At 45.9% G+C, this 26,500-nt stretch carries 23 protein-coding genes; 11 read left to right on the top strand and 12 right to left on the bottom strand.

Features of this window, described 5'->3' with window-relative positions; all coding sequences use genetic code 11:
- The first annotated feature begins 20 nt into the window (after positions 1-20).
- The gene (locus L1D21_RS13160; protein WP_239845729.1) at positions 21-1,445 is read left to right on the top strand and encodes a DUF4145 domain-containing protein; all 1,425 of its coding nucleotides are present in this window, start codon (positions 21-23) and stop codon (positions 1,443-1,445) included.
- A gap of 238 nt (positions 1,446-1,683) precedes the next feature.
- Here the strand turns inward: L1D21_RS13160 and L1D21_RS13155 are convergent, their stop codons facing one another.
- Together L1D21_RS13155 and L1D21_RS13150 are read right to left on the bottom strand one after the other, a co-directional pair.
- The gene (locus tag L1D21_RS13155; protein WP_239845728.1) at positions 1,684-2,025 is read right to left on the bottom strand and encodes a hypothetical protein; all 342 of its coding nucleotides are present in this window, start codon (positions 2,023-2,025) and stop codon (positions 1,684-1,686) included.
- 121 nt (positions 2,026-2,146) lie between these two features.
- The gene (locus L1D21_RS13150; protein ID WP_239845727.1) at positions 2,147-3,127 is read right to left on the bottom strand and encodes a LysR family transcriptional regulator; all 981 of its coding nucleotides are present in this window, start codon (positions 3,125-3,127) and stop codon (positions 2,147-2,149) included.
- A 116-nt stretch (positions 3,128-3,243) separates the two neighbouring features.
- Between L1D21_RS13150 and L1D21_RS13145 the strand changes: the two genes are divergently transcribed.
- From L1D21_RS13145 to L1D21_RS13120, 6 genes are all read left to right on the top strand, one after another.
- The gene (locus L1D21_RS13145) at positions 3,244-4,446 is read left to right on the top strand and encodes a multidrug effflux MFS transporter (RefSeq protein ID WP_239845726.1); all 1,203 of its coding nucleotides are present in this window, start codon (positions 3,244-3,246) and stop codon (positions 4,444-4,446) included.
- Between the two features lie 198 nt (positions 4,447-4,644).
- Entirely contained in the window at positions 4,645-5,247 is a 603-nt protein-coding gene (locus L1D21_RS13140; RefSeq protein WP_239845725.1) for a tRNA-uridine aminocarboxypropyltransferase, read from the top strand.
- 322 nt (positions 5,248-5,569) lie between these two features.
- Complete coding sequence (locus L1D21_RS13135) at positions 5,570-5,917, top strand: hypothetical protein (RefSeq protein WP_239845724.1); 348 nt, start codon at positions 5,570-5,572, stop codon at positions 5,915-5,917.
- Positions 5,918-6,003: 86 nt separating this feature from the next.
- Positions 6,004-6,639 (top strand): class I SAM-dependent methyltransferase, encoded by a 636-nt coding sequence (locus L1D21_RS13130; RefSeq protein ID WP_239845723.1) that lies wholly within the window; start codon positions 6,004-6,006, stop codon positions 6,637-6,639.
- A 235-nt stretch (positions 6,640-6,874) separates the two neighbouring features.
- On the top strand, positions 6,875-8,206 hold the full coding sequence (locus L1D21_RS13125; protein ID WP_239845722.1) for a pitrilysin family protein: 1,332 nt from the start codon (positions 6,875-6,877) through the stop codon (positions 8,204-8,206).
- Positions 8,203-9,651, top strand: a complete 1,449-nt coding sequence (locus tag L1D21_RS13120; protein ID WP_239845721.1) for a pitrilysin family protein — start codon at positions 8,203-8,205, stop codon at positions 9,649-9,651. The genes L1D21_RS13125 and L1D21_RS13120 overlap by 4 nt, the downstream gene beginning before the upstream one ends.
- Positions 9,652-9,730: 79 nt before the next feature.
- On the opposite strand, the gene trmL is transcribed toward L1D21_RS13120, so the two are convergent.
- On the bottom strand, positions 9,731-10,195 hold the full coding sequence (gene trmL, locus L1D21_RS13115) for a tRNA (uridine(34)/cytosine(34)/5-carboxymethylaminomethyluridine(34)-2'-O)-methyltransferase TrmL (protein WP_239845720.1): 465 nt from the start codon (positions 10,193-10,195) through the stop codon (positions 9,731-9,733).
- Positions 10,196-10,888: 693 nt separating this feature from the next.
- Here trmL and L1D21_RS13110 point away from each other — a divergent pair.
- Positions 10,889-12,016: a hypothetical protein gene (locus tag L1D21_RS13110; protein ID WP_239845719.1), complete on the top strand. Its 1,128-nt coding sequence runs from the start codon at positions 10,889-10,891 to the stop codon at positions 12,014-12,016.
- A gap of 97 nt (positions 12,017-12,113) precedes the next feature.
- Here the strand turns inward: L1D21_RS13110 and L1D21_RS13105 are convergent, their stop codons facing one another.
- Both L1D21_RS13105 and L1D21_RS13100 read right to left on the bottom strand, forming a co-directional pair.
- A complete protein-coding gene (locus L1D21_RS13105) occupies positions 12,114-13,484 on the bottom strand; it encodes an ATP-binding protein (protein ID WP_239845718.1) in 1,371 nt (456 codons plus the stop codon).
- Positions 13,484-14,167, bottom strand: a complete 684-nt coding sequence (locus L1D21_RS13100; RefSeq protein ID WP_239845717.1) for a response regulator — start codon at positions 14,165-14,167, stop codon at positions 13,484-13,486. The genes L1D21_RS13105 and L1D21_RS13100 overlap by 1 nt, the downstream gene beginning before the upstream one ends.
- Positions 14,168-14,414: 247 nt before the next feature.
- On the opposite strand from L1D21_RS13100, the gene L1D21_RS13095 reads away from it, so the two are divergent.
- Together L1D21_RS13095 and L1D21_RS13090 are read left to right on the top strand one after the other, a co-directional pair.
- The gene (locus tag L1D21_RS13095) at positions 14,415-14,906 is read left to right on the top strand and encodes a Spy/CpxP family protein refolding chaperone (protein WP_239845716.1); all 492 of its coding nucleotides are present in this window, start codon (positions 14,415-14,417) and stop codon (positions 14,904-14,906) included.
- A gap of 66 nt (positions 14,907-14,972) precedes the next feature.
- Complete coding sequence (locus L1D21_RS13090; protein ID WP_239845715.1) at positions 14,973-15,842, top strand: cation diffusion facilitator family transporter; 870 nt, start codon at positions 14,973-14,975, stop codon at positions 15,840-15,842.
- A 9-nt stretch (positions 15,843-15,851) separates the two neighbouring features.
- On the opposite strand, the gene L1D21_RS13085 is transcribed toward L1D21_RS13090, so the two are convergent.
- From L1D21_RS13085 to glnA, 6 genes are all read right to left on the bottom strand, one after another.
- Positions 15,852-16,745, bottom strand: coding sequence for a LysR family transcriptional regulator (locus L1D21_RS13085; RefSeq protein ID WP_239845714.1), 894 nt, complete (start codon positions 16,743-16,745; stop codon positions 15,852-15,854).
- A 256-nt stretch (positions 16,746-17,001) separates the two neighbouring features.
- Positions 17,002-18,417 carry a nitrogen regulation protein NR(I) gene (glnG, locus tag L1D21_RS13080; RefSeq protein WP_239845713.1) on the bottom strand — a complete coding sequence of 472 codons (1,416 nt, stop codon included), beginning with the start codon at positions 18,415-18,417 and terminating at the stop codon, positions 17,002-17,004.
- 38 nt (positions 18,418-18,455) lie between these two features.
- Positions 18,456-19,499 (bottom strand): nitrogen regulation protein NR(II), encoded by a 1,044-nt coding sequence (gene glnL / locus L1D21_RS13075; protein WP_239845712.1) that lies wholly within the window; start codon positions 19,497-19,499, stop codon positions 18,456-18,458.
- Between the two features lie 127 nt (positions 19,500-19,626).
- Positions 19,627-20,169 carry a DUF4124 domain-containing protein gene (locus L1D21_RS13070; RefSeq protein WP_239845711.1) on the bottom strand — a complete coding sequence of 181 codons (543 nt, stop codon included), beginning with the start codon at positions 20,167-20,169 and terminating at the stop codon, positions 19,627-19,629.
- Positions 20,170-20,463: 294 nt separating this feature from the next.
- Positions 20,464-21,285: a M14 family metallocarboxypeptidase gene (locus L1D21_RS13065; RefSeq protein WP_239845710.1), complete on the bottom strand. Its 822-nt coding sequence runs from the start codon at positions 21,283-21,285 to the stop codon at positions 20,464-20,466.
- Between the two features lie 232 nt (positions 21,286-21,517).
- Positions 21,518-22,927 carry a glutamate--ammonia ligase gene (gene glnA, locus L1D21_RS13060; protein WP_239845709.1) on the bottom strand — a complete coding sequence of 470 codons (1,410 nt, stop codon included), beginning with the start codon at positions 22,925-22,927 and terminating at the stop codon, positions 21,518-21,520.
- 369 nt (positions 22,928-23,296) lie between these two features.
- On the opposite strand from glnA, the gene typA reads away from it, so the two are divergent.
- On the top strand, positions 23,297-25,120 hold the full coding sequence (gene typA / locus L1D21_RS13055; protein WP_239845708.1) for a translational GTPase TypA: 1,824 nt from the start codon (positions 23,297-23,299) through the stop codon (positions 25,118-25,120).
- A gap of 269 nt (positions 25,121-25,389) precedes the next feature.
- On the opposite strand, the gene L1D21_RS13050 is transcribed toward typA, so the two are convergent.
- A complete protein-coding gene (locus tag L1D21_RS13050) occupies positions 25,390-26,391 on the bottom strand; it encodes an AraC family transcriptional regulator (protein ID WP_239845707.1) in 1,002 nt (333 codons plus the stop codon).
- Between the last annotated feature and the right edge of the window lie 109 nt (positions 26,392-26,500).

The following is a 26,500-nucleotide window of genomic DNA, read 5'->3' as shown; positions in this document are numbered from 1 at the left end:
GCGTTTGTGGAGTCGAAATAGTGTTAACAGATACTCAGTTGGTAACACAGTTTTCGCCAGAGCTTGGTGAAGATTATCGTGTAGCTAAGAGCTATGTACGTGATGTTCCGACACAAGCGCTTTTACATATCCGTAGTTTTACCCATAAGCTCACCGAGCGGTTGGCTAAATCACAACATGTGATTTTCGACAGCCCTAATCTGTATGATCGTATCGAGACCCTTAATCGCGAAAAGGTGATTAATGTGCGTATCACCCGGGCTTTGCATCGACTTCGTGGCGATGGCAATCGTGGCGCACATCCCGAAAAATATCACCTAACCGCAGAGGCGTTGCAAGATTTAGCCGAACGTTCTATCGAGCGTTTATCTAAGCTGGTTGCCGATCTTTTCCCTACTTTGCATCAGCTTGATGTGCCGGATTATCAATTTGAGCCGTTCGATTCTATTGCCGGACGCGATCTCTGTTATCGCGCGGTGATGGACAATGATCATCAGGCGCAATATTTGGTGGGGATGTCACTCAAGACGCGGGCGTTAATGCAGCGAGAGCAAGAGCAAGCCCTTGCCGATGACGTTAATGAGCAGCAAACCGTCGTTAATCAAAGTGATGAGAGCTTTAAACAGGCTGCGCATTGGTTTGCTCAGGCAGCGCCTTTCTCTGCCGATGCCATGCATGAACACGGCGTGAGTCTATTGCACGGCTATAGCGGTGAGAGTGACAGAACCGCGGGTGAAAATGCGATAATCAGCGCCGCCAAGGCCGGAGTCGCGAATGCGATGGCGCTGCTGGGTTATTTCTACCTGGTCGGTGGCGAGCATATCGAAGTCAGCCAACGCGATGCACTGCATTACTTGCAGGCCGCGGCAGCATTAGAGCAATCTGAGGCGATGGCGAACCTTGGCGTGTTGTTTTATCAGCAGGCCGATTATGTTCAGGCTTATCATTATATTTCTTCTGCGGCTCAGGCTGGGTTCCCCCATGCGCAATATCATTTGGCGTTGATGTTGGCGCGTGGCGAAGGCTGTAAAGCCGATCCTTTAGCCAGCGAACAATGGATGGCTGAGGCGGCAGAACAAGGCCAGCTGGATGCCATGCTCAATCGCGCCCAATATATGCTTAATAATGAAAATGCTTTAGGTAATGACTTTACCGTGGCTGAGCATTATCTGCGTGAAGTGGTTAAGTATGGTCATAGTGTCCCAGCGATGATTGAGCTGAGTATTGCCTTAGCTGACGGTATCTTGGGTCGTATCGATGTGGTGGGTTCGGCAGCATTATTAAAAATGGCGCGTCAGCGAGGCAATGAGCGTGAGCTAGAAGTCATTGCACCCTTGTGGCAATCCTTGGTGTTACAGATAGAGAAGGTGCTTGAGGTTACCGACAACCCTGATGAAATCACCGCATTGAATCGCGCCCAAGAGCTATTGGCAGAACCGATTTAATACCAATCAAAGTAAATTAGTGAACAGCCCGTTTGTAACAGAAAAGGGCGCAGGAAAAATTGTCGAGAATAAGGCGTAAATTGCAGTAAATATTCTAATTGCAAAATTTACAACACGGTTATTGGCGATATTAACTAGCCAGAATGATCAGGTAATGACTGCGATTGGTATAAGACAGAATGAATTAAAAAAGGCCTTACATCGTAAGGCCTTTTTTGTGCTTAATGTTTAGTGCCGCTTAGGCGTTGGGATCATGCTCGAAGGTGCGTCCCTGACGGGGAGCCGACTGGCGTGCAAAAGGCGTATCGTTAAAAAAACGATTCGCCTGTTTATGGCTTGGCTGAGGCTGGAACTCTTGTTGTGCTTGAGTTTGCTGACGGAATTTTGCCAGCTGACGCTTCAAGAATACGCGTCCAAATAGGCTCAAACAGATAAAACTAATTGCACCAAAAAGAATAACAAAGGGAAGCGCTAGCAAGGCCAATGTCATCACAAGTAATCCAATAGCAAATGTCAGCCAACCTCTACCACCCGAAAAACGACTCTGAAATGGGCGCTGTTGAAATTGATGATAAATCATAATGTCTCCTGTACTTGCTAAGACTCGATTCTGCCTAAAAAATAGCAATAATTCACGTTAATTCGGCTTAATCTTTACCATGACTTATAAATCGATTTATCGGTCATCATAATAACTGACTCTAAACTGAATCGAGTCGCTCTGTACGGTCGAAGGCTTGGGCAACACTCTTACAGATGGTTTCCCTAATCCATTTATGTCCCGGTTCGTCGTGATTACGTTCATGCCATAGCAGCACATAGGCTAGAGTAGAAAAGGGGATCGGCATGGGCAGTTCGACTAAGGAATACAGTTTCTGCGCGTGACTAGCGAAGCTCGATGGCAAGGTGAAAATCAGGTCGCTATGGGCGCATACGCTGGCGGCGCCGTAGAAGTCAGGCACTGTGGTACTCAAGTGACGTCGATGCCCCAAGTTTGCCAGATGATAATCCAACGCCCACCATTCGTTGCCTTCGCAGCGCACCTGCACATGAGACATGCTCAGATAGAGCTCAAGATCCCAATGTCCCGCTTGGATATGGTCAAGCAATGGATGTTGCTGGCGAACCAAGCAGACTTGATGATCGGTAAATAGAGTTTGATGCGCTATACCTTCGGGCAGACGGTCGATGATCAAATCAGATTGTGGATGCATATCACGGCCAGTGATGCCGAAATCTATCTGCCCTTGTTGCAAGCCTGCAATAGAGGCCTCGGTCCACAGATAGGAGTCTAGCCGCAGATTAGGTGCGTTATCAAGCAGCGGGCCGATGAAGTAGGGAATGAGGGTTTCGTAGGCACTTTCCACCATGGCGAATGAGAACTGTCTGTGGCTTTCGGCTGGTATAAACTGTGGTGGCTGCGTTAGCTGATAAAGTCCCTGCAACATGCTAGGTAACTGCTGCCCTAATTGCGCCGCATGAGCAGTGGGTTTTAAGCCATGAGCAGTACGGATAAATAAGGGATCGCCCAAGGTGTCCCGTAGACGATTAAGGCTCTTACTCAGTGCCGATTGGCTGAGGTGCAGACGGTTGGCGGCACGGGTTACGCTACACTCTTCTAATAGCACTTGTAATATCACCAGCAGGTTTAGATCGATGCGAGCCAGATTGTCTAGATTCATAAGATATTCCTCAGGGGAAATTCGCTTTTGAAATTATACCATTTCTGTTCATAACATTGCTTATCTAAAATAAGCCTACTGCTGTTAGTTTAATTAATGAATTTAAAAGAGAACTCATGCGTCGCAATTTGTTACCTATCCTGATGTTGATGGTGGTGCTTAGCCCATTGGCAATCGATATTTACCTGCCTTCTCTGCCAACTATGGCAGCCGAATTTGCCGTGTCATCTAGCCAGGTGCAATCGACATTAGTGTTGTTCTTGTTTGCCATGGGGGTTGGTCAGATCTTAATTGGTCCACTTGCCGACCGTTATGGCCGTCGTCCCGTGGCGTTGGGTGGTGTATTGCTCTATATCGCCAGCAGCTTAATGGCGGCAGTGGCAATGGAGTTTCAATGGCTACAGTTTGCCAGAGTGTTGCAAGGCCTCGCGGCTTGCTCGACCTCTATTGTGGTGTTTAGCGCGGTGCGCGACTGCTTCACCCCTAAAGAAGGTGCGCGTTACTACAGTTATCTTAATGGCGTGATCTGTGTGATCCCTGCACTGGCACCGACATTAGGTGGTTTGTTAGCCCTACAGTTTGGTTGGCGTTCTACCTTTATTTTTATGATGTTCTACGCCGTAGTGATCATGCTGATTGTTGGCTATCGTCTACCCGAGACACGTCCTCAGAACACAGTGACTTCAGGGCCGCTTTATCGCTGGGCGCGTTACAAGCCAGTATTAACTGAGCCGCACTTTATGTTCTATGCCATCGCCTGTATGTCAGGCATGGCTGCGATACTCTGTTATGTTTCCTATTCTCCGGTTTGGCTTATTGATCGAATTGGTGTGTCTGAGCTGGCTTTTAGTGGCCTGTTTGGGCTTAATGCCGTGGTCAATATTATCGCTTGTTTTGCTGCGCCGGTAGTGATCAACCGCTTAGGTAATCGTCCAACGGTGATTTTGGCGTTAGGTGCCTTGTTAGTGTCGGCTTTATTGCAAGTCTTGGTGCAATGGCTTGGGCCACAAAACGGATTAGCCGCCGCCTTTAGCTTTATGTTACCCATGATGCTGCTGTGTATTGGCTTTGCCTTGTTATTAGGCCCTGCAACCAGCATGGCATTATCTGCCTTTGGTGAACGTGCCGGAACCGCAACCGCAATGCTGGGCTTTATTCAGATGAGTGGCGCTTCATTAATCGCTGCGTTAGTGCAGCAAACTGACCTGTTAGCGCCAGATGCAGTGGCATTGGTGATGGGCGGTTTAGCCACGCTGTTACTGTTAATTATGATGCTGAGCCGTTTCGATCATTGGCATCAAGAGCAGCACGCTCATTAAATCAAATTTGATCCACCCTTTGCCTGTATTAATTGACCTTAATGCAGGCTTTTTTGTTTATGGACTGCAATGCAACTGTCACATTAGTTGCCAAAAAACAGGCTGAGTAGATCACTTTCTTATGCTGATTGGTATTAGAGGGTAAAGCGGGAATTGGTGTACAATAGTCGATAATCCACTCACTTTTTGAGCCATGTTTTGAGTCGTCCAATTTGTCCTAAATGCCATTATCCGCAAACGGCCTGCCTGTGTGCTCAGCTACGGCCGCTGGCAACTCGAGTCGAATTGATCGTGTTGCAAGACCCCAGTGAAGTTAAACAGGCAAAAAACAGCGTTAAGTTGATGCAAGCGGTGTGCGATAAGTTACAGGTGGTGGTTGGCGAAACCCCAGCGGATTTTACCCAGTTGCAAGCCTACTTAAAACGGCAAAGTAAACCCATTTTGCTCTTGTACCCCAGTGAACAAAGCCAGAATATCAATGAGTTGCCATTGCCTGCAGAAGTGATTGTATTACTGCTTGATGGTACCTGGCGCAAAGCCTATAAATTGCTACAACTTAATCCTTGGTTATTAGAATATCAGGCGGTACATCTGAATGTAGATGCACCTTCGAATTACACCATACGCAAGGCCAAGCGTGCAGATAGTTTATCGACTCTCGAAGCGGCCGCGATGGCGATAAAAGCACTCGAACCCAATAGCGATGTGTCACCTTTAACTGATGCATTATCCGCCTTGGTTGAACAGCATTTAACCGCTATGCCCAGCGTAGTAAGGCAACGATATTTAAGCCAAAAATAGTTTTATAAAACTTGTGACCTATATCAGTAGTGGAAGATCAGTGTAGGGGCTAGATCACGATATTGGCGATCAAAATGGGGTCTAATATGGCCGTCACTTGGGCACAAGTGATCTGGTAGTTGTGCCAGTGTACTGTCCTTGCAGGGAGTCAGTACCGCTGTGAGCAAGCTGGCACTGCTATCGGTTCTGCTTTAATTTATCTTTCCTCTTCGGCTCTAACTCGTTTTCTTCCTCTGTTATTTGCACCGCAGTGATTTTTCAGTGATGCTAGTATTTGATCACAAGCCGTTTGTATTGCTATTGCCGAACATGAGAGGGAACCATGAATCGCAAATTTTATCGACTTAGCCTGTTACTGAGTGGGCTAGTTTGTAGTCTGTTAACCTTTAGTAGCGGCGCGAAAGAACATAAAACCTTGTTGCAAAAGGCCGATGCCGCCGAAGCTATCTCGCAAAAGACCGAGCAAGAGCAATTAGAAAAAGCGCGTCAGGCGGCACAGGCGACCGAGAGTCGAGATCAGGAACTTCTGAAGCAGCAGACTTCGGGCTGGGAAGAGGAGCAACTTAAAAAGGCGCAGCAGCAATTTAACCAGCGCGAGAGCCGTGAAGAGAAATACTTACGTGAGGCAAAAGAAGCGGCAGCCAAAGAACGTAAAATCCCTAAACCTTAAAACTGTGGGCGATGATTGTGGATTTTTGGCGATGATAACGCTAGTGTGGCAGCCCAATCGAGCCTGAGTTAATCATAGGAAGCCTTTTGAACTCCTGTCCTTTATGTCGTAGCCAACAGCTGTCACCGTTTCATCAAGATGAACAGCGTGCCTATCTGATTTGTGGCCAATGTAAGTTAGTGTCGGTGCCTGATGAATATCTGCTTAGTGCTGCCGACGAAAAAGCCTTCTACGATCATCATCAAAACAACAGCGAAGATATGGGCTATCGTCGTTTCTTAGGCCGTACCTGGTTACCATTGTCAGAACGTTTAACACCTGAAATGCAGGGGTTAGATTTTGGTTGTGGCCCCGGACCGACCATCAGTGTGATGGCGGCAGAGCAGGGGCTGAAAATGGATAATTACGATCTGTATTACTTCCATCGTCCAGCGTTATTGCAGCGACAGTATGACTTTATCACTATGACAGAAGTGATTGAGCATGTGGGCGATGCACAATCGCTATTGCAACAGTTACATGGCATGCTGAAACCCCAAGGTGTGTTGGCCATAATGACCAAAAGAGTGCTCGATGAGGCCGCTTTTGCTCGCTGGCATTATAAGAGTGACCAGACCCATATCCGTTTTTACAGTATCGACACTTTTCAATGGATAGCCGATCATTTTCAGTGGCAGCTTGAAGTGATCGACAAGGATGTGGTGTTTTTTACCCGCACCTAGGCCTCTCTATTCCTCACCTTGGCAATCCTGGCATTTTCCCAGTGATGCCGATTTAGCGTTGATCGTCTAGCGTTCATTGCAATCGGTTACAATTATGCTGAGGTTAAATTGGCATAATCCACTTGATCTTTATGGTGAATTCCCCTCTTATAGTCTGGTTTAGGTGGCTTTGTTGACGGTTAACTCAGCTAATTAATGCCACTATTTATATCTGCTCACTAAGAGGGAACGACGGATGATGCGCAAGATAATCGCACTGTGTTTGTCGACGGGAGTGTTATTAACCTCCATGACGGCACAGGCTACTCAGGCGGAAGATATTAATAGCTTTACGCTTGATAATGGTATGAAGATCATGGTGTTGGAGGACTCATCTATCCCCAACGCCAATATGTATCTGTTTTGGAAAGTGGGTTCACGTAACGAAGTTCCGGGCATTACAGGGATCTCACATTTCTTCGAACACATGATGTTTAATGGCTCGAAAAAATACGGCCCTAAGATGTTCGACCGCACCATGGAAGCCGCTGGTGGCGCAAACAATGCCTATACCACCGAAAACGTGACTGTATATACCGACTGGTTCCCTGCTAATGCGCTGGAAACCATGTTTGATCTAGAAGCCGACCGAATTGCCCATCTCGATATTAACGCCAAAATGGTTGAGAGTGAGCGTGGTGTGGTCGCATCAGAGCGTACTACCGGGCTTGAAAACTCAAACTGGCGCACGCTTCAAGAAGAGATTAAAGGGGCGGCCTTTAGAGCACACCCTTATAGCTGGTCAGTGATAGGTCATGAGTCAGATATTGCCGCTTGGACCTTAGATGATTTAGTGCAATATCATAAGACCTATTATGCGCCGAACAACGCCGTGGTGGTGATTGCGGGCGATGTTAAAGTTAGCCAAGTGAAAGCGCTTGCTAACAAGTATTTTGCGCCTATCCCTGCTCAGGCCCCACCGCGTGAAGTGAAAACCGTAGAGCCGCTGCAAAAGGGCGAACGTCGAGTCTATGTTCAAAAAGCATCGGTCAGCACGCCGAATGTGATGCTGGCTTATCATGTGCCAGCGACTTCAAATGATGATTATTACGCGCTGGATCTGTTGTCATCGATCCTTAGTACTGGTAATAGCTCACGTTTATACCAAGGCTTAGTCGAAAAGCAGGTCGCGATTAATGTCGAAACCTATATGCCAATGAGCTTTGATCCTAATTTGTTTTATATCATGGGGGTGGCTAATCCTGGTATTACTGCGGTTGAACTTGAAAAAGGCATGATTGCCGAAGTCAATCGTATTGCCCGCGAAGGAGTAAGCCAGCAAGAGCTGGAAAAAGTGAAAAACTTTAAGCTAATGAGTTTCTATCGCACCATGGAAACCATCAATGGCAAGGCCAATACCATAGGTACTTACGAACTCTATTTTGGTAGCTATGACAAGTTGTTTAATGCACCCGAAGCTTATAACAAGGTGACAGCTGAAGATATTCAGCGGGTCGCGCAAACCTATTTACGTCGCGCCAATCGCACCGTTGCAGTTCTGGCGGCTACAGAGGAGAGTGACGAATGAAGCAGTTATTAATTCGAACCCCAAGAACTTGGACTAAGTTGGCCTCGGTTGTGTTAATGAGTACGGCAGCCTTATTGTCAGGTTGTGCTCAAACTCAGAAAGCTACTAGTGTCGATACCGGCAGTTTTAAGGTCCCTGGTTACGAGCATTATCAGCTTGCTAATGGGCTTAATGTGTACTTGATGCCACAAAAAGAAGTGCCGCTGATCACGGTTAATGCAGTGGTGCGTGCCGGTGCCGTTAACGATACCACTGCGGGTGTCGCGTCGATGACAGCACAAGGTCTGCTACTGGGGGCTAACGGTAAAACTAAGTCTGATATTGAGCAGATGGTTGACTTCCTCGGCGCTTCGATTCAAGCCGATGCGGGTAAAGAGGGTAGCTATGTGGGCGCCGACTTTATGGCGAAAGATGTCGATAAGATGCTGCCACTGGTTCGCGATTTATTGGTCTCTCCCGATTTCGATGCCGCCGAATTTGATAAGTTACGGCAGCGTGAAATGGCGGGATTAGCTCAAGCGAAAGAAAGCCCACGTAATGTGATTGGCCGTTATTTTGATAAGCTGGTTTTTGGTCAGCATCCCTACGGCAATCCTAGCTCGGGAACTCGTAGCTCATTAGAAGAGATGACTAACTCGCAGCTACGTGCCTTCCATAAGAGCTTTTATCAGCCTAATAACAGTTCGATCTCCATAGTGGGGGATTTCGACTCCGGACAGATGAAAGCCAAGCTAGAGCAGCTATTTGCTGGCTGGAAAAACAGTGAGGAGATTCAAGGCTTAGCCCTAGATAAAGAACAGCCTGAGCTGAGTCGCAGTCGAGTGCTATTGGTCAATAAAGGTGACGCTATCGAAACCACCTTTTTGATTGGTGGTAAGGGGATTGCACGTGATAACCCTGACTATGTGGGTTTACAAGTGGTGAATACTATTTTAGGCGGTCGTTTTACCTCTTGGCTGAATGACGAACTCAGAGTCAATGCGGGTCTGACTTACGGTGCGCGTTCTGGTTTTAGTGCTTATTCTCAAGGTGGTGTATTTAGGATCAGTACCTTTACCAAGAGTGACACCACGAAAGAAGCGATTGATCTGGCATTAAAAACTTATGGTCGATTGTTTGAAAAGGGCATAGATCAGGCAACGCTGAATTCGGCCAAAGCCTATGTCAAAGGCCAGTTCCCTCCTAAGTTTGAAACTAATGGTCAGCTAGCCGAGTTGTTATCTGATATGTATCTATATGGTTTCGATGACAGCTTTATTAATAACTTTCAGTCTCAAGTTGACGGTTTAACCTTGGCCGATACTCAGCGCTTAATTAGCAGTTACTTCCCGAAAGATAACCTGCAATATGTGTTGATTGGTAATGCCGCCAAGATAGGTGATATTGCTGCGCAATACGGAGAAGTGAAACAAGTTGAAATCGAGGCCGTTGGTTTCGGTCAGTAATAGGCTCGATTAATTAAAAGGCCGCTGCAAGCGAATGTTTGCAGCGGCCTTTTTGTTTTTATCGCCTAAGCAAGAAGGGTCATAAAGCTCCTTGGTAGCCAATTTGGCGCCAGGCTTCATAGCTTATAATTGCCACCGCATTTGACAGGTTGAGGCTACGGCTACTTTCAGCCATAGGAATACGCAGGCGCTGGCTGGTGGGGAGGGATTCGATAATTTCTATCGGTAGTCCACGAGTCTCAGGGCCAAATAACAACACATCATCTTTAGCAAAGCTCAATTCGCTATGGGGACGACTGCCCTTAGTGGTGCAGGCCATGATGCGTTTGCCTTGCATAGCTTCGAGGAAGCTGGGAAAGTCCTTATGACGTGTCACCCTTGTCAGGTCGGCATAGTCGAGTCCGGCACGGCGCAATTTTTTCTCTTCCAGATCAAACCCTAGTGGCTCAATAAGATGTAACTGACAGCCGTTGTTGGCACATAAACGAATAATGTTACCTGTATTTGGAGCGATTTCGGGTTCATAAAGGGCGATATGGAACATGCTGACGTACCTTGAAAAAATGAGCTGGAATTATAGCGGGTATTGCCCACTGCTGAAAGGTTAGTGATCCGCTTTACCGCCGAGTACACGCAGAGGTAGTGCGGAGCTTGGCTGGGTTATCAATAGTCTAAAATTACTTAGTGATGTAACTTTATTATAGGTATGACTGAAACCTTATTTGTTTGGCAATATTACTGAAATTGCTGATTTTATAGCGGTAGACTAGTTTGATATAAATAGATATCTAATTATTTGTTTTGTTGTGATAATTTGCACTTGATCGCAAAATAGCACCTAGATTCCCCCTCTTAATTGCTGTGCCAAATCCTAGGTCGCATAATATGTTGCTGCTAGGTTGCAGTGTTTATGTTTTCTCTTACTTTCCATGACAGACGTTATACAGAGATGTGTACTGCTGTGAACGTCAATGTTGATTTTAAGAGAAAAACGCAGTTTTAGACTAATCTTATTAACTTAGGTTTGGATTTCTGCCTAAGTGTTAAAGTCGCTGTAAAACTGTCCATCAAGAGCCTAATGGCTTAATGCACTTATGTTGCAACTCCTGTTTACGTGCTTTTTTACAATGTTAAAAAACTGCGCTGAATTGATTTAGCTCGGCTTAATATCCCGATGTAAATCAACAAATTCTTCGATATAGATGTCAATCTATACTCAACAAAAATTGGTTGTATGATGAAAATTTTTAAAATTCTTCCCTTGGTTCTATTAGCGCCGACTTCGCTAGTTACATCTTTTGCTCAGGCAGAAGCTAGTGAAGATGGTATCGATATCTCTGGTACTCTCAGAGTCAATTATGGTTACAAAGACTATGATGAAGCCTCGAAAGATAAGTTGGGTGATTTCACTTTCGATATGGCGGCGATTAAGTTCAACGGTAAGCTGGGTGATTGGGGTATCGCCAGTGAGTATCGCTTCTTAGATGGTTGGAACATGCTGCGTTATGGTTATGGTTACTATGATGTGAACCCTGAGTGGCAAATTCAACTGGGTGTGACTCAAGTGCCATTCGGTAATCCAGGTTTTGCATCAAACAGCTACTGGTTTGGTGTGCCTTACTATCTTGGTTTTGAAGATGATTATGACTTGGGTGTCAAAGGTGTCTATTCCAGCGGCGCTTGGGGCACAGAAATAGCGGTATTTAAGAATGCCGAATACGGTGCATCACGCAACGAACGTTACGCGACAGATATTTATAGTGGTAATGTCAATGGTACCGACTATTACAACGAAGAAACCAACTCATTCAATATTCGCCAAACCTATGAATTGACCTATGAAGGCGGCCGAACTCTATTTGGTGCATCGGCTATGGTGGGTCAGATCTATAACAGCAATACCGGCAATAATGGTGACCGTTACGGTGTGGCGCTGAGTATGGATAGCACCTATGAAGGTTGGGGGCTGCAATTGCAGGTGATGCAATACGAATATGACGCTGCAGATGCTATCGATAGTAACAAGATTGCCATGTCTGTGTATGCTTGGCAGTATGAGATTGCTTCAAAAGCGCAGGCTTACAGCGTTAACTTGACTAAAACGGTGGATTTCACCTGGGGCAATATCAAATTCTATAATGATTTAGGGATTGTAACGCCAGATGTTGATGATGAAAGCTTCGACACCAGTTATCAAAATATCACTGGCGCGGCTATCTCATCTGGTCCTATGTACACCATGGTTGATTTCATCATGGGTAAGAACATGTATGCATCTACCCGCTCGACCAATCATGTGGGACTGCCTGAAGTTTATGATGGTTGGGATAAACGCGTGAATATTAACTTCGGTTACTATTTCTAGCCCAGCGTTCAAACTTCGCAGTAGCTCGCGATTTTATCGCCCAATAAAAATGCCAACCTCAGGTTGGCATTTTTGTATTTGCTCAGCTGATTTTGAGCTAGAAGGGCAGTTTAATCGACACCTTAAGTCCGTGAGGCTTGACGTTACTTGCCTCAATAGTGCCATAGTGAGAATCAATCGCGGCTTTGGCTATGGCTAATCCTAATCCCCAACCACCAGATTCACGTTCCCTCGCCGTTTGTGGGCGATAAAACGGATTGAAGATATCTTCCAGGTCACTTTCGTTTTCGATACCCGGACCATCGTCGGTCACTTCAATCAGTAAGTGGTCACTCATCATCTGTGCACGAATGCAGATATGTTGCTTTGCATAGCGGATCGCATTACGTAGTAAATTTTCGATGGCTCTGGCTAAGGGTCTCGGTGCCAGTGGGAAGCTGAGTTGTTCATCGATATCTATGATTAACTGCTTTTGCATCTGTTCGGCTTCAAACTCGGCGTCATCGAGCACTTGGCCCAAGGTTTCGCTAACAGACAGTGTATGTTTGACTTCATGTAGATGCAGCTTAGAGCGAGATAACTCCAATAGCTCGCTGATCATCGTTTCTAATTGCTCGGCTTCGTAACCGATTCGCTCCATTTCGGTGGAACTTTGCCCCTTCTTACGTGCTAGCGCGAGCGATAATTGTAGCCGCGTCAGCGGTGTTCTCAGTTCGTGAGACACACCACTGATCAATCGCTGCTGGTTGCAGACCATAGATTCAATTGAGTCGGCCATGGCATTGAAGGCAATCGCCAGTTGACCAATTTCATCTTTGCGCTCTGTGGTGTATCGATCGGCACGGTGATTAAGTTCACCGCGGGCAACCGCTTCTACGCTGCGCTTTAATGAATACAAAGGCTTACCCAAATGCCAAGCGAGAATACCGCATAACAACCCTGACAAGATAATCGCAAAGACGAGGGTCAGTACGATATTTTCGGCAAAGAAAAAGAACCAAGGTTTAGGATGCATCTCACCAAGACGGCCATAAAGGCTGTATTTTTTGCCTTGAACCTCAAATTCGTGGGGACCAAACAAGATCTCATGTCTAAAATGATGACTGATAGGATGGCCTGCATCCTCTGCCAGCAGCATGAAGCGCCTCATGGGGCGTGCGATACGGTCAGTATTGAGCACTTCACCTTTATCATTGAGCAGATAGAAGCGCACTGGCTTATTTTCCATATCTTTGAGGCGGTGAAATTGCTGACGATTAGGGTTGTACTCGACTAGCTCTGGTCGCTGTTGGATATATACCGCTGCCTGCTCCAACACCTTAAGTAGTTGCGGTTCTATTTTGGCGTTGTCATGGTGTTCTTGCAGTATCGGCAAAATACCGACAATGGCGATAATTAAACTACTGCAGAGCCAAAAGCTGAGCAGTAATTTAATAAAAATACGATTAGGAAGACTACTGAGTTTCATTAGGTTAACCAGATATAGCCTTTGCCACGCAGGGTTTTGACTCGTGGACGGCCATCGATCCGCTCTGGCAGTTTTTTACGTAGGTTGGATAAATGCATGTCTAAGCTGCGATCGAAAGGCATCAGCTTTTTACCTAGTACATTTTCGCTAAGGCTATCTTTACTGAGTACTTCGCCGCTGTGTTGAAGCATGTAATAAAGCAGGCCGAATTCGGTGCCAGTTAGAATAAGTAGCTGATCTTGGCAGATCACCTCTTGGCGACTAGGGTCGAGTTTTATGTCTGCAAATTCGATAATGCCAGGCTGCTGCTCATCGTTGTGCTGACCGGTACGGCGAATGATTGCCTTGATACGCGCCACTAATTCGCGATCGTTAAAAGGCTTAGGCAGATAATCGTCGGCACCAATTTCAAGACCAACGACACGGTCAATCTCGTCACCACGGGCAGTAAGCATCAACACAGGCGTTTGCTTCTTATTACGCAGTGCTTTTAACACTTCGAAACCGTTGAGCTTAGGCAGCATCACATCGAGTAAGATCAGATTGAAATCTTTTTCGAGAGCCAAGTTAAGGCCTGTTTGCCCATCATGCGCCAAGGTTAAGTTGAATCCTTCCAGCTCAAGTAACTGTGCTAGCAACTCTGCTAGTCCTAAGTCATCGTCGATTAACAGTATTTGATTCATTTTGTGCCTTTAATGCTTCTGTAACTGCTTGAGTATACCTGTTTCGATGTCAATTGCAGTCTATGAGTGTAAGTCTACGTAAAGCCTATCTCAAAGGCTAGCTTGACGATGTATGTGCAAACTTTACAGAGGTTTACCTAGCCATCACTCAGGATTACGTTGCAGGGTATAAACTGAATATCAACTTGAGGCTCAACTGAAGAGCTAACCGTTACCGACGACTAGCTAATAGCGAAAGAGGCATATTATGAATAAGACAAGGTTAAAATCAGGATTACTGGCTTTAGTCACTTCAGCCGCATTAATGGCACCAGCCGTTTATGCTTGTGAGCATGGTGATGGATTTCATGGCAAGGCGAAACACGGTGAGCAACGTGGCGCTCCAGGTCATATGCGTCATATGTTCCGTGACTTAGAACTGACGGAGAAACAGCAAGCGGATATCAAAGCCTTGATGGAACAACACCGTGAAGCCCGTAAAGATCAGCGTCCATCGAAAGAAGACCGCCAGGCGCGTAAAGCGCAAATGCTTGAGTATGTGACCGCTGATAAGTTCGATGAAGCAAAAGCAAAGCAAGCGATGCAACAACGACAAGCTAAGCGTGAGCAAGGTGCTCTTGAGATGATCAAGGTCCATCGTGAGATCTACAAGCTGTTGACCCCAGAGCAGCAAGCTAAGTTTAAAGAGAACTTTGGCAAGCGTGAAAAGCGTGGAGAACGTAAAGGAGATCGCCCATAAGATTCAACTGAGTTACAATTAGGGTCATATTTCTTCCCCTACTTTTATTAGTAGTAATATGGCCTTATGACAAACACTTCCCGATATGATTTTTGGGTGAAATTGGCCAGCCGCGCCGCAGTGGCTACCGCATTTACCCTGATCGCCATCAAACTGGCGGCCTGGATGTATTCCGGTTCCGCCAGTATGTTGGCTTCGCTCACAGACTCCTTCGCCGATGCCTTAGCCTCAGTGGTTAATTTTATTGCGATTCGTTATGCCATAGTACCAGCGGATCATGATCATCGTTATGGTCATGGCAAGGCTGAACCGCTAGCCGCCTTGGCGCAGTCGGCATTTATTATGGGCTCCGCCTTCTTGCTGCTATTTCATGGCGGAGATCGGTTAATCAATCCTACCCCGGTTAACCATGCCATGGTAGGCGTGATTGTTTCTGCCATAGCCATCGTGTTGACCTTTGCATTAGTCATGCTGCAAAAGCGGGCGTTAGCAGAAACCTCTAGTACAGTGGTTGAAGCCGATTCACTGCACTATAAATCCGACTTACTTCTAAATGCCGCGGTGTTGTTAGCTCTGCTATTGTCGCAATATGGCTGGTGGTGGGCCGATGGCTTATTTGCTGTGCTTATTGCGTTGTTTATTGGTCAGCAGGCTATCGATTTAGGTTATCGTTCGGTGCAGTCCCTGCTCGATAGAGAGCTAGACGCCAATACCAAACTAAAAATTGTCGAGGCCTTAGAACAAGATCCTCGTATTAACGGTTTTCATGATCTGCGAACCCGAGAATCGGGCAAGACCACTTTCGTGCAGTGTCATTTAGAGCTCGATGGACGATTACCCTTAGTCGAAGCCCACGCCATTGCCGATGCCGCAGAAGCACGAGTCCGGGCACTGTTTGAACACGTGGAAGTGATAGTCCATCAAGACCCGGTTTAGCCTGCTTATTCAGGTATAGGTTTGGCTTTCTTGGCTGAGTAACACTAGCGCGTTTGCCGCTGGGGTTAGCGGTAGGTCTTTACGCCAGATCAGCGCCAAGTCCCAGGTCAAGCTTGGCTCTACGGGTTTAAAAATTAGTTTGCTGCTTGAGAGTCGCTGACAAATTGGCTCCGGCAGCAGTGCCACGCCCATATTAGCTTCGACCATGGTCGCGAGAAAGTCCCACTGGCCACTGCGAAAGGCAATATTGAGTTTAACTCCAGCGGCTTCACTGCTTCGACTAATGAGCTTGTTCAGTGAAAATTGCTGGTTATATAAGATAAATGGGAAGGGCTCAAAATCTTGCCAACTGATTTGAGAATGATCACAGAGTGGGTGACCTTCGGGTAAACAGGCCATTAAGGGATAACGGGTCAAATCATAATGAGTTAATTCGTTATCGTGGCTAACGGGCAGTGCGGTAAAACCGATATCCAGACTGTTGCTTAATAACGCCTGCTCACAGCTTAGGCCGCCACCATATTCTTGCATTTGTAGCTCGACTCCCGGATAACGTTGGCGAAACTCGGTCAGCATGCCGATCAACAAACTGCTCATCATGGGGCAAACGCCCAAGCGCAATCGCCCTGATTTTAAGCCACTTAAATTATTTATCTCTTCTTGCAATCTATGCCATTGGCCGACGATTTCTCGTGCGCTTTGTTCCAGCAATTGTCCCGCTTGAGTTAACTCCACTTTTTGATTATTTCTGTGCAGTAATTTCTCACCTAAATTATCTTCAAGTCGTTGAATAATTTTGCTTAAAGTTGGTTGAGTTATGAAGCTCTTTTCGGCGGCCTTAGTGAAATTAGCACTCTCCACTAAGGTGAGAAAGTATTGTAGATTCTTAATTGAAATGTTCATTCCTAAAAGGCATCCATTTGATAGTATTTATTCATTTTACTAATTATTCACCATGGAATACTTTGAATTTGTTAACACAAAGGAGATGATGATGAGTCAGAGTCAAAGTTTATGGGTGGGCGCTTTATGGCAAGCGGCCATGCCAGTTAAAAAAGCCGAAGAGCAAAGTGCTGCGACCCCAACGGCACAAGCTTCAGGCAAATAAAAAACAACCCAGCTTAGGCTGGGTTATTTTTTGACTGCAATTTAGGATGGTTTAATCCATCTCTAGCTCTTTGAGTTTACGCGTCAGAGTATTACGGCCCCAGCCAAGACGCTTAGCCGCTTCCTGCTTATGGCCGTTGGTGTGTTTCAATGCGGTTTGTAGCAAGATACGCTCGAAGGCAGGTTGGACTTCGGTCAGCAGGTTGCTTTCACCGTCGCTAAGGCGTTTATCAATCCATTGGGTCAGGGCTTGTTGCCATGAGCCAGATTCGCTTTCGGCGCTGTTATTGTTATTCACCGTTGGCGTTAGCAATTCTGCCGGTAGATCTTGTGGCAAAATCTCTTGCCCAGAGGCCATGACCATCAACCAACGGCAAGTGTTCTCTAACTGGCGTACGTTCCCCGGCCAAGGTAGGCTGGCTAATATCTCCGCCGTGGCTTTAGTAAGGATTTTCGGCTCAACGCTGATCTCTTTGGCAGCGGTCGCCAAGAAGTGACGCGCGAGCTGCGGAATATCTTCACGGCGCTGTGATAGCGGTGGTAAGTGCACTCGAATCACGTTAAGGCGGTGAAATAGATCTTCACGGAACTCGCCTTTGCTTACCAGCGATTCTAAGTTTTGGTGGGTTGCGGCGATAATACGCACATCCACTTTTACTGGTGAATGACCACCAATGCGATAAAACTCACCATCGGCTAATACCCGTAATAAACGGGTTTGCACATCCAGTGGCATATCACCTATCTCATCGAGAAATAGCGTTCCGCCATCGGCCTGTTCGAATCGTCCCTGACGCACATTTGCTGCACCAGTAAAGGCACCTTTTTCATGACCAAATAGCTCAGATTCGATTAATTCTTTAGGAATGGCTGCCATATTCAGCGCAATAAACGATTTCTCTTTACGTGGGCTGTGTTTATGAAGCGCGCCAGCGACTAACTCTTTACCGGTCCCCGATTGACCATTGATCAACACGCTGATGGATGAGCGAGACAGACGACCAATGGCACGAAACACTTCTTGCATGGCAGGCGCTTCACCTATGATCTCTGGTGCTTTGACGTCGGGTTCACTCTTACGTTTAGGGGTTTGTTCTTTGGCGTGGCTTATGGCTCGTTCGACTAAACTTATGGCTTCGTCGATATCAAATGGCTTAGGTAAGTATTCGAATGCACCAGCTTGATAGGCGCTAACAGCACTATCGAGATCTGAGTGTGCTGTCATTATGATGACCGGAATATGGGGATAATGAAGCTGTAATCGGTCGAGCAAAGTGAGCCCATCGGTGCCAGGCATTCTAATATCGGAAATAATTACTTGAGGCTGGCTGAGCTCGAGGGCCTGCCACAATGACTCGGCAGCGGCAAAACTGGCGCAACTGATCTTTGCCCCTTTAAGCGCTCTTTCTACGACCCAGCGTATAGAGCTATCATCATCGAGAACCCAAACTTTTTCTGTCATACGCATACTCTCTTAAGTTGAATGCTCACTAGTTGGTTACCTACTTAGCTTTTCACGGGCAATAAAATGGTGAATTCGGTTTGCCCTACTACCGAGGTGCAGTCGATGCGGCCTCCATGTAAACGGGCAAAGTTATGGGCGATGGAAAGTCCCAGCCCTGAACCTTGTTCACGCCCGGTTACCATGGGATAAAACAGGGTGTCCATTAATTCGGGTTTAATCCCCGGACCATCGTCAATAATCGACAACGCCAATACCAGTTTATGTCGCTCGGAACCGAGAGTGACTTGGTGTTGGGTTCGGGTTTTAATGCGGATCTCGCCGCCATCTTCTAAGGCTTGAATCGCGTTTTGTACGATATTGAGTACCGCCTGTTGAAGCTGCTCTTGGTCCATTTCGATATCAGGGATTGAGGGATCATAATCTTGAATCAGCGCAATATTTTTTGGCAGTGTTACCTGCACCAATTTGATCACCTTCTGGATCACTTCATGAATATTATGAATGCTGTGTTGCGAAGGCTTCTGCGGTCCCAGTAGGCGGTCGACGAGATTACGTAGGCGATCCGCTTGTTCAATAATGAGGTCGGTAAATTCTCTTTGCTCATCATTTTCTAACTCCCTGGCTAACAGCTGCGCTGCCCCTCGTAAGCCGCCAAGCGGATTTTTAATCTCATGAGCTAAGTTACGCACCAGATACTGTGCCGCCTGCTGTTGAGCATCTATGGTGAGCTGTTGCAAAATGCGTCGTTGCTGATCCACTTGGCGCAGCTCTAATAAGCCTTGAACCTCATCACCGCCAATTTCTATAGGTGTTAAGGTGACATCGACCGTATGTTGTTGACCATCAAGAGTAATGATGGTTGCCGCGTTAACTGTGAGCCCTTGATGTTCGTTAATGGCTGCGGTGAGAAGATCCGATTCGACACTTAACTCTTGATAGCAATCATCAAAATTGTGTTCGGTTAGCCGATGGCTGCCCAATCCCAATAATTGCTCGGCTGCGCTGTTGGCGTAGCGCAGTTTGAGATCACCATTAATGACAATGACGGCTGTCACTAGATGATTGAGCAATGGGTCTGTGTTCATTTACGACTCCAAGGAATAAGCTGCACCAATATGGTGCACCAATTTGGTGCGTGGTGCAAGCGAACTTCATCGAAGCGAAAAGAAATGCACTCTTTGTAACCCTTTAAAAAACAATAGTATTTGTTTTTTATTGACCGGTAACGGCTGGCCTGGTGGCTGAGTTTATAATTGCTCGATGAAGAAATACGGTTCTTGGAGGAGTAGATGCAAGTTGTTTGCCGTTTTGTGCGATTGCGTGTATTTCAAAAACATGCTCGCCACGATCGACATTTTCTAACTTAAATATAGCGTTAGACTGGGGAACACCGACGCGCTTGCCATCCATGAGTAGCACGAGTTTATGACGGGTGGCGAGTTCGGGTTCAATGCTGGCGGTAATGGTAATTTCACCGTTATTGTCGCGCAGGGTTTCCTCTTCATAGGGGCTGGTGATCGAAATCTGGTAAGGCGCTTGTTCATCTTGAGGTTGACCCTTGGGAGAATTGGGCAAGACTACAGGAGGTGGAAGCTTGATGTTGTTTTCAGTACTGCTTTTAAATTCAACAGTTTGAGAGTTTTCTACTGGGGTATCTGAATAGTGAACTTTGCCGTCTTTATCAACCCATTTGTAGACGGTCGCCGATGCAGACGCAGTTAGCAGCATGATAGTGATGAGTAGCAGCGTGCGCATAAATAGTTCCTTTTACTTGAGCCCTTTTATCAGATTAGCTGCATTTGAGTGAAAAATCATGCTTAAAATAGTTGGGCTAATGACAGCATACTATCACTGAGTATTCATTTTTATGGCTTAACCTCGGCCGAGCTCAATGAAACAGAAGTGAGCTATCAATTCTCTGGTGAACGAGTAGCGAATATTTCCGCTTTGAGACTACAAAATTACAACAGAGTTAGTATTAAATCTGAGGTGTACTCTTTGTGCTAATTTAGCGCATGCTGCAGTGCAGCTGCGCTAAGGTGTGGCGAATTAGCTATTTTCGAGGGTTAGTTCAACGAAACGTTTCATTACTGCGGCATTGGCCATGATACGTTGATCGAGACCTTGTAATGCTGGGGTTTCGCTGCACACGCCAACACTGGCGCCGAGACGTACTAGAAACGCTTCGAACGAAGTATCGAAGTGGTTAAAAATAATGCCATCTTCAATAGGGCAATCGTCAATCAAGCCATTTTCAGCGATAGGGAAATAATGGCCTAAGGCGTCGCGTAGGTTACGGCTAAACTTCCCCGGTGTTTGATTGGCTTCGAAAGAATAGATGTAGGTGTGTTTTTGAAGCACATCTTCATGGCAGGTCAGGATACCGTTTTTACTGGCGGCTTGTAGTAACTGTGAGTGTTCAATTAACAGCTTGCCTTCGGTAGAAGCATCATCGGTTTTACCGCGGCCATTTTCGAGCACAAAACCACGATTCGGGTTTTGACCCGATTTATTGAAACGATGTCCCTTCTTAAAGCCCGTAGGGTTAACTAACGGCAATAGGCTGAGGTTAAGTTGACTAAATAGTTCGGGCTCAAGTTCATTGAGGAAATACAGCATCCCCCAAGGGCCAGCGGCTTCTTCACCATGGAAACCTGCACTAATTAAGATGGAAGGTTGCCCCGACTTCTGCGCTGGTGACTGATAGAAGTTAATGGGGTAATCGCCAGTTTCTCCAAGCTTTCTTTCCTGTAATCCGAGTCTTGAAACCTGTTCAGCTAAACGCTCATAAAAGGTATCAATATCATTACTTTCACAACTAAAAACATCACTTTTCCAAGTGAAACATTCGAAAGGATTACGGTTCGACATAATGGATTCTACTGTAGATTAACGGCTCATCCATGATAGCAGTTTGTCATTAAAGATAAATCATTTTAAATGCGCTAAATAGCAAAAATTAGGCTAAAAACAGGCTGGTACATCTGTTTGCTAATAACAAGCACTGGCCGTTTGATGGGTGAGTATTTATGGCTGCCTGATAAGAATTGTCAGACATAAAAAAACCGCCAATTAAGGCGGTTTTTGCTAATCAACTTGAAGATTACAAGCTGTAGTAAAGTTCAAACTCAAGTGGATGAGTCGTGCGAGATACTTTCTCAGACTCAGCCGTTTTCAGTGCAATATAAGACTCGATGAAGTCTGTGCTGAATACGCCGCCTTTAGTTAGGAACTCATGATCAGCAGCTAGATTTTCTAGTGCGTTTTCTAGAGACGTCGCAACTTGTGGGATCTCTGCTGCTTCTTCGGCAGGTAGATCATACAAGTCTTTATCCATTGCTTCGCCTGGGTGGATCTTGTTTTGGATACCGTCAAGACCTGCCATCAATAGTGCAGCAAATGCTAAATATGGGTTAGCCGTTGGATCTGGGAAGCGAGTTTCAATACGACGCGCTTTAGGGCTTGGTACCACTGGGATACGGATTGAAGCAGAGCGGTTACGTGCAGAGTATGCAAGCATTACTGGCGCTTCGAAGTGTGGAACCAAACGCTTGTAAGAGTTAGTGCTTGGGTTCGTGAAAGCGTTAAGCGCGCGAGCGTGCTTGATGATACCACCGATGTAGTAAAGCGCAGTTTCACTTAGACCTGCATACTTGTCACCAGAGAATAAGTTAACACCGTCTTTAGCTAGAGATTGGTGAACGTGCATTCCGCTACCGTTGTCACCAACGATTGGCTTAGGCATGAAAGTTGCTGTCTTACCGTAAGCGTGTGCCGTGTTGTGAACCACATACTTAAGGATTTGAATTTCATCAGCCTTGTTAGTTAGGGTGTTGAAACGAGTTGCGATTTCGTTTTGACCTGCAGTCGCCACTTCGTGGTGATGTGCTTCAACAACTTGACCCATCTCTTCAAGGATAAGACACATAGCGCTACGTAGGTCTTGTGAAGAGTCAACCGGTGCAACTGGGAAGTAACCGCCTTTAACGAATGGACGGTGACCTGTGTTGCCATCTTCATAAGAAGTACCTGAGTTCCAAGCTGCTTCTTTAGCATCGATTTTAACGAAACAACCTGACATGTCAGTACCAAAGCGTACGTCGTCAAATAGGAAAAATTCTGGCTCTGGACCGATAAGCACTGTATCAGCAATACCCGTAGAGATAAGATATTCTTCAGCTTTCTTAGCTATAGAGCGTGGGTCACGATCGTAGCCTGTCATAGTGGCAGGTTCTAGGATATCGCAACGAATCAGTGCTGTAGTTTCTTCAGTGAAAGGATCTAAAAGGAATGAAGATGGGTCTGGCATCAGTACCATGTCAGATTCGTTAATGCCTTTCCAGCCAGCAATAGAAGAACCATCGAACATTTTACCGTCTTCGAAGAAATCGGCATCAACTTGATGAGACGGAATAGAAACGTGCTGCTCTTTACCTTTAGTATCGGTAAAACGTAAATCAACAAACTTAACTTCAAACTCTTCTAGTTGTTGTAAAACAGATTCAACTGACATGCTTAATTCTCCAAGTAGGTAGAGGGGATGCCCTTCTTACTATAATTCAAGGTTGCGCCTAAGGCTGTTCTGCACAGAGATAAGCCAGAGTCATGCCAAAGTTTTAACTCCTTGATTATTGGTGTTTTGAGAAAGAGGGGACTGAGCGGGATGCGCACATTTGCACCGTAATGGTGCGGTGATTGCTTTTTAATGGTGCATTCACCATTGTGGTGCGCACCAAGATAAACATAGCGATTCATTGCTGACTAAAAAATAATCCTGTGCGAGAGCCCTCGGCTAGAGTAGAATGGCACGTTTTTTATTGCAATAGCTATTATTAAGGCTATGGGCAATATCCTATTTTTTTGATGGTATAGAGGTTTATCCGTGTTAGAGAATTTACGTAACATCGCCATTATTGCACACGTTGACCATGGTAAAACGACCCTGGTTGATAAGTTGCTGGCACAGTCTGGAACCCTTGAGACTCGAGGAGAGGCCGCTGAGCGGGTGATGGATTCCAACGATCTTGAAAAGGAACGTGGGATCACGATTCTTGCAAAGAATACTGCCATCAAGTGGAATGATTACCGTATTAACATCGTTGATACCCCTGGCCACGCTGACTTCGGTGGTGAAGTTGAACGTGTTCTTTCTATGGTTGACTGCGTATTACTATTGGTTGATGCGGTTGATGGTCCAATGCCGCAAACGCGTTTCGTAACTAAAAAAGCGTTTGCTCAAGGCCTTAAGCCAATCGTTGTGATTAACAAGATTGACCGTCCAGGTGCTCGTCCAGATTGGGTTATAGACCAAGTGTTTGATCTATTCGATAACTTAGGTGCAACCGATGAGCAGCTAGATTTCCCTATCGTTTATGCTTCTGCATTAAACGGTTACGCTACATTAGATCCAGAAGAAACTGGTGTTGATATGACACCATTATTTGAAACTATCGTTGAGAAAGTGTCTTTTCCTGATGCCGATGCAGAAGGTGATTTCCAGATGCAGATCTCACAGCTTGATTACAACTCATATGTGGGTGTTATCGGTGTAGGCCGTATCAAGCGTGGTAGCGTTAAGACCAATCAACAAGTGACAATCGTCGGTGCTGACGGCAAAACTCGTAACGGTAAAATGGGTCAAGTATTAGGTTACATGGGTCTAGAGCGTACCGAAGTTGAAGTGGCTAACGCGGGCGATATCGTTGCTATTACTGGTCTTGGTGAGCTTAAAATTTCTGATACTGTTTGTGCCACAACTGCTGTTGAAGCATTGCCGCCACTTTCTGTTGATGAGCCGACTCTGACGATGACCTTCCAGGTCAACACTTCTCCATTTGCAGGTAAAGAAGGTAAATACGTTACTTCACGTAACATCCTTGAGCGTCTAGAGCAGGAATTAGTTCATAACGTTGCATTACGTGTTGAAGAAACTGACAGTCCAGATCGTTTCCGTGTATCGGGTCGTGGTGAACTTCACCTTTCTATCTTGATTGAAAACATGCGTCGTGAAGGTTACGAACTGGCCGTATCTCGTCCTGAAGTGATCATGAAAGAGATCGATGGCGAAACATGTGAGCCATACGAAACGGTAACCGTTGATGTTGAAGAAGAGCACCAAGGTACCGTTATCGAGAAGCTGGGAACTCGTAAGGCTGAAATGAAAGATATGCAGCTTGATGGTAAAGGTCGTGTGCGTATCGATTTCATTATCCCAAGCCGTGGTCTAATCGGTTTCCAAACTGAATTCTTAACTGCAACTTCAGGTACAGGTCTGATTTACCACACCTTCGATCATTATGGTCCAGTTAAGGGCGGTGATATCGGTCAACGTGCTAACGGTGTATTGATTTCTAACGCTACGGGTAAGGCATTGACCTTCGCTCTATTTGGTTTACAAGACCGTGGTCGTTTGTTTATTGGTCATGCGGTAGAAGTTTATGAAGGCCAAGTTGTTGGTATTCATTCTCGTTCGAATGACCTAACAGTGAACTGTTTGAAAGGTAAGCAGCTAACTAACATGCGTGCATCAGGTACTGATGAAGCGCAAGTACTGACTCCGCCAATCAACTTAACGCTAGAACAAGCGCTTGAATTTATCGATGATGACGAGTTAGTCGAAGTGACACCACTGAGCATTCGTGTTCGTAAGCGTCACTTAACTGAGAATGATCGTAAGCGTCATAACCGCGCGGCGAAAGACGCATAATTTATCCGCTCTATTTAGGTGCGATAAATCGTCTGCCTTAAGTAGACATGAAAAAGCCCCGAACATGAAAATGTTCGGGGCTTTTTTATACATGGGCGAATATATCCCCGGTGGGCAGGGCCAAAACACGCCTAAAAGGCAAGTTTTAGGATTTTTGATGCAGTGTTAACGAGTCTGACAGTAAAACAACTATGCCCTCCACTCCTTGCCTCTTAAGCGCTAAATTCTTGCTGAGCGATCACGTCTTTATACTGCTTGCTATAAGGCAATTACTTGCGCAGATGTGCTTGGCGCCATTGTCTCGGGGATTGCCCAAACCAACTACGGAAATGACGACTAAATACAGCGACTTCGGCATAACCTAGTTGCAGGGCGATTTCGGTAATGGTTTGTGAATTACGGCTGAGTAGTTGTTGCGCTAGGTCTTGACGCACTTGTTGCAGTAATGAGCGATAACTTTGATGCTGCTGTTTTAAACGCGTCTGCAAGCTGCGTTGATGTAGATTCAAGGCCAACGCGACTTGTTCAATTCGACACTCTCCGGTGGGTAACAGATGGTTAATAAGGTCGCGGGTTTGGTCGACTAAATTGTCGGGATACTGGCTCTGTAAATAGCGTAGATGATTCTGCAAATGTAGACTCAGCGCTTCCTCATTTTGATGATTTTTGCTAGCAAGCTGAGTGTTTTTTAGCACTATGCCATTAAATTTTTCGTTAAAACGAATCGTGGGTAAACCGATTAAATCATCGCTGTTTAGCTGGAGTGGTTTCTGTTGGTTGAGGTGTAATATGAAACTGTGGGCGTCGATATTAAGTAGCCCTGCAGTAAATATTGCTAATTGGGCGATACTCATCTGCATTAATTGGTCACTTCCCAATGGTGAGTAAATATTGATATCTAGCACCAGACGGGTGTGTTCTTGCTGGCTCTGTAATTCGAGGGCAGCACCAGAAGCATGCAAGTACAAGTATTCATTTACCTTGCTCAGCGCATCGGCCACGGTTGCGGAGCGGGACACCAACATGGGGAGATCGCCCAACGCCTTAAGAGTTTGTTGTTGCGCTAGTTTGGCGCCAAATAGGGGCTGCTGACATTGCTGTGCTGCCAACTCTAATAGCTCGGCTAATCTTGGATAGGCAATATAAGTGTTGGGATCGCGCAATTGTGCCTGTGATAGTCCGGCTTGTAATAGGATTTTGATCGGGTTTTGTCCCATTTCCAATACCGTATTTTCAAACTGATCTACAGCGCCACTTCTTACCAAATACATAATTTTACTCTGGTGTAACCCACTTTAGACTTTCGTAATATATCAAGTTTTAATCGTAAGATGTCAAGTATCTGGCGGGTTTTTACACTAGGTTGGGCGGGATACTAAT

Source organism: Shewanella sp. Isolate11 (assembly GCF_022398315.1).
Taxonomy (GTDB): domain Bacteria; phylum Pseudomonadota; class Gammaproteobacteria; order Enterobacterales; family Shewanellaceae; genus Shewanella.
Note: the sequence above shows the minus strand (reverse complement) of the source record. Positions and strands in the feature narration are given on the sequence as shown.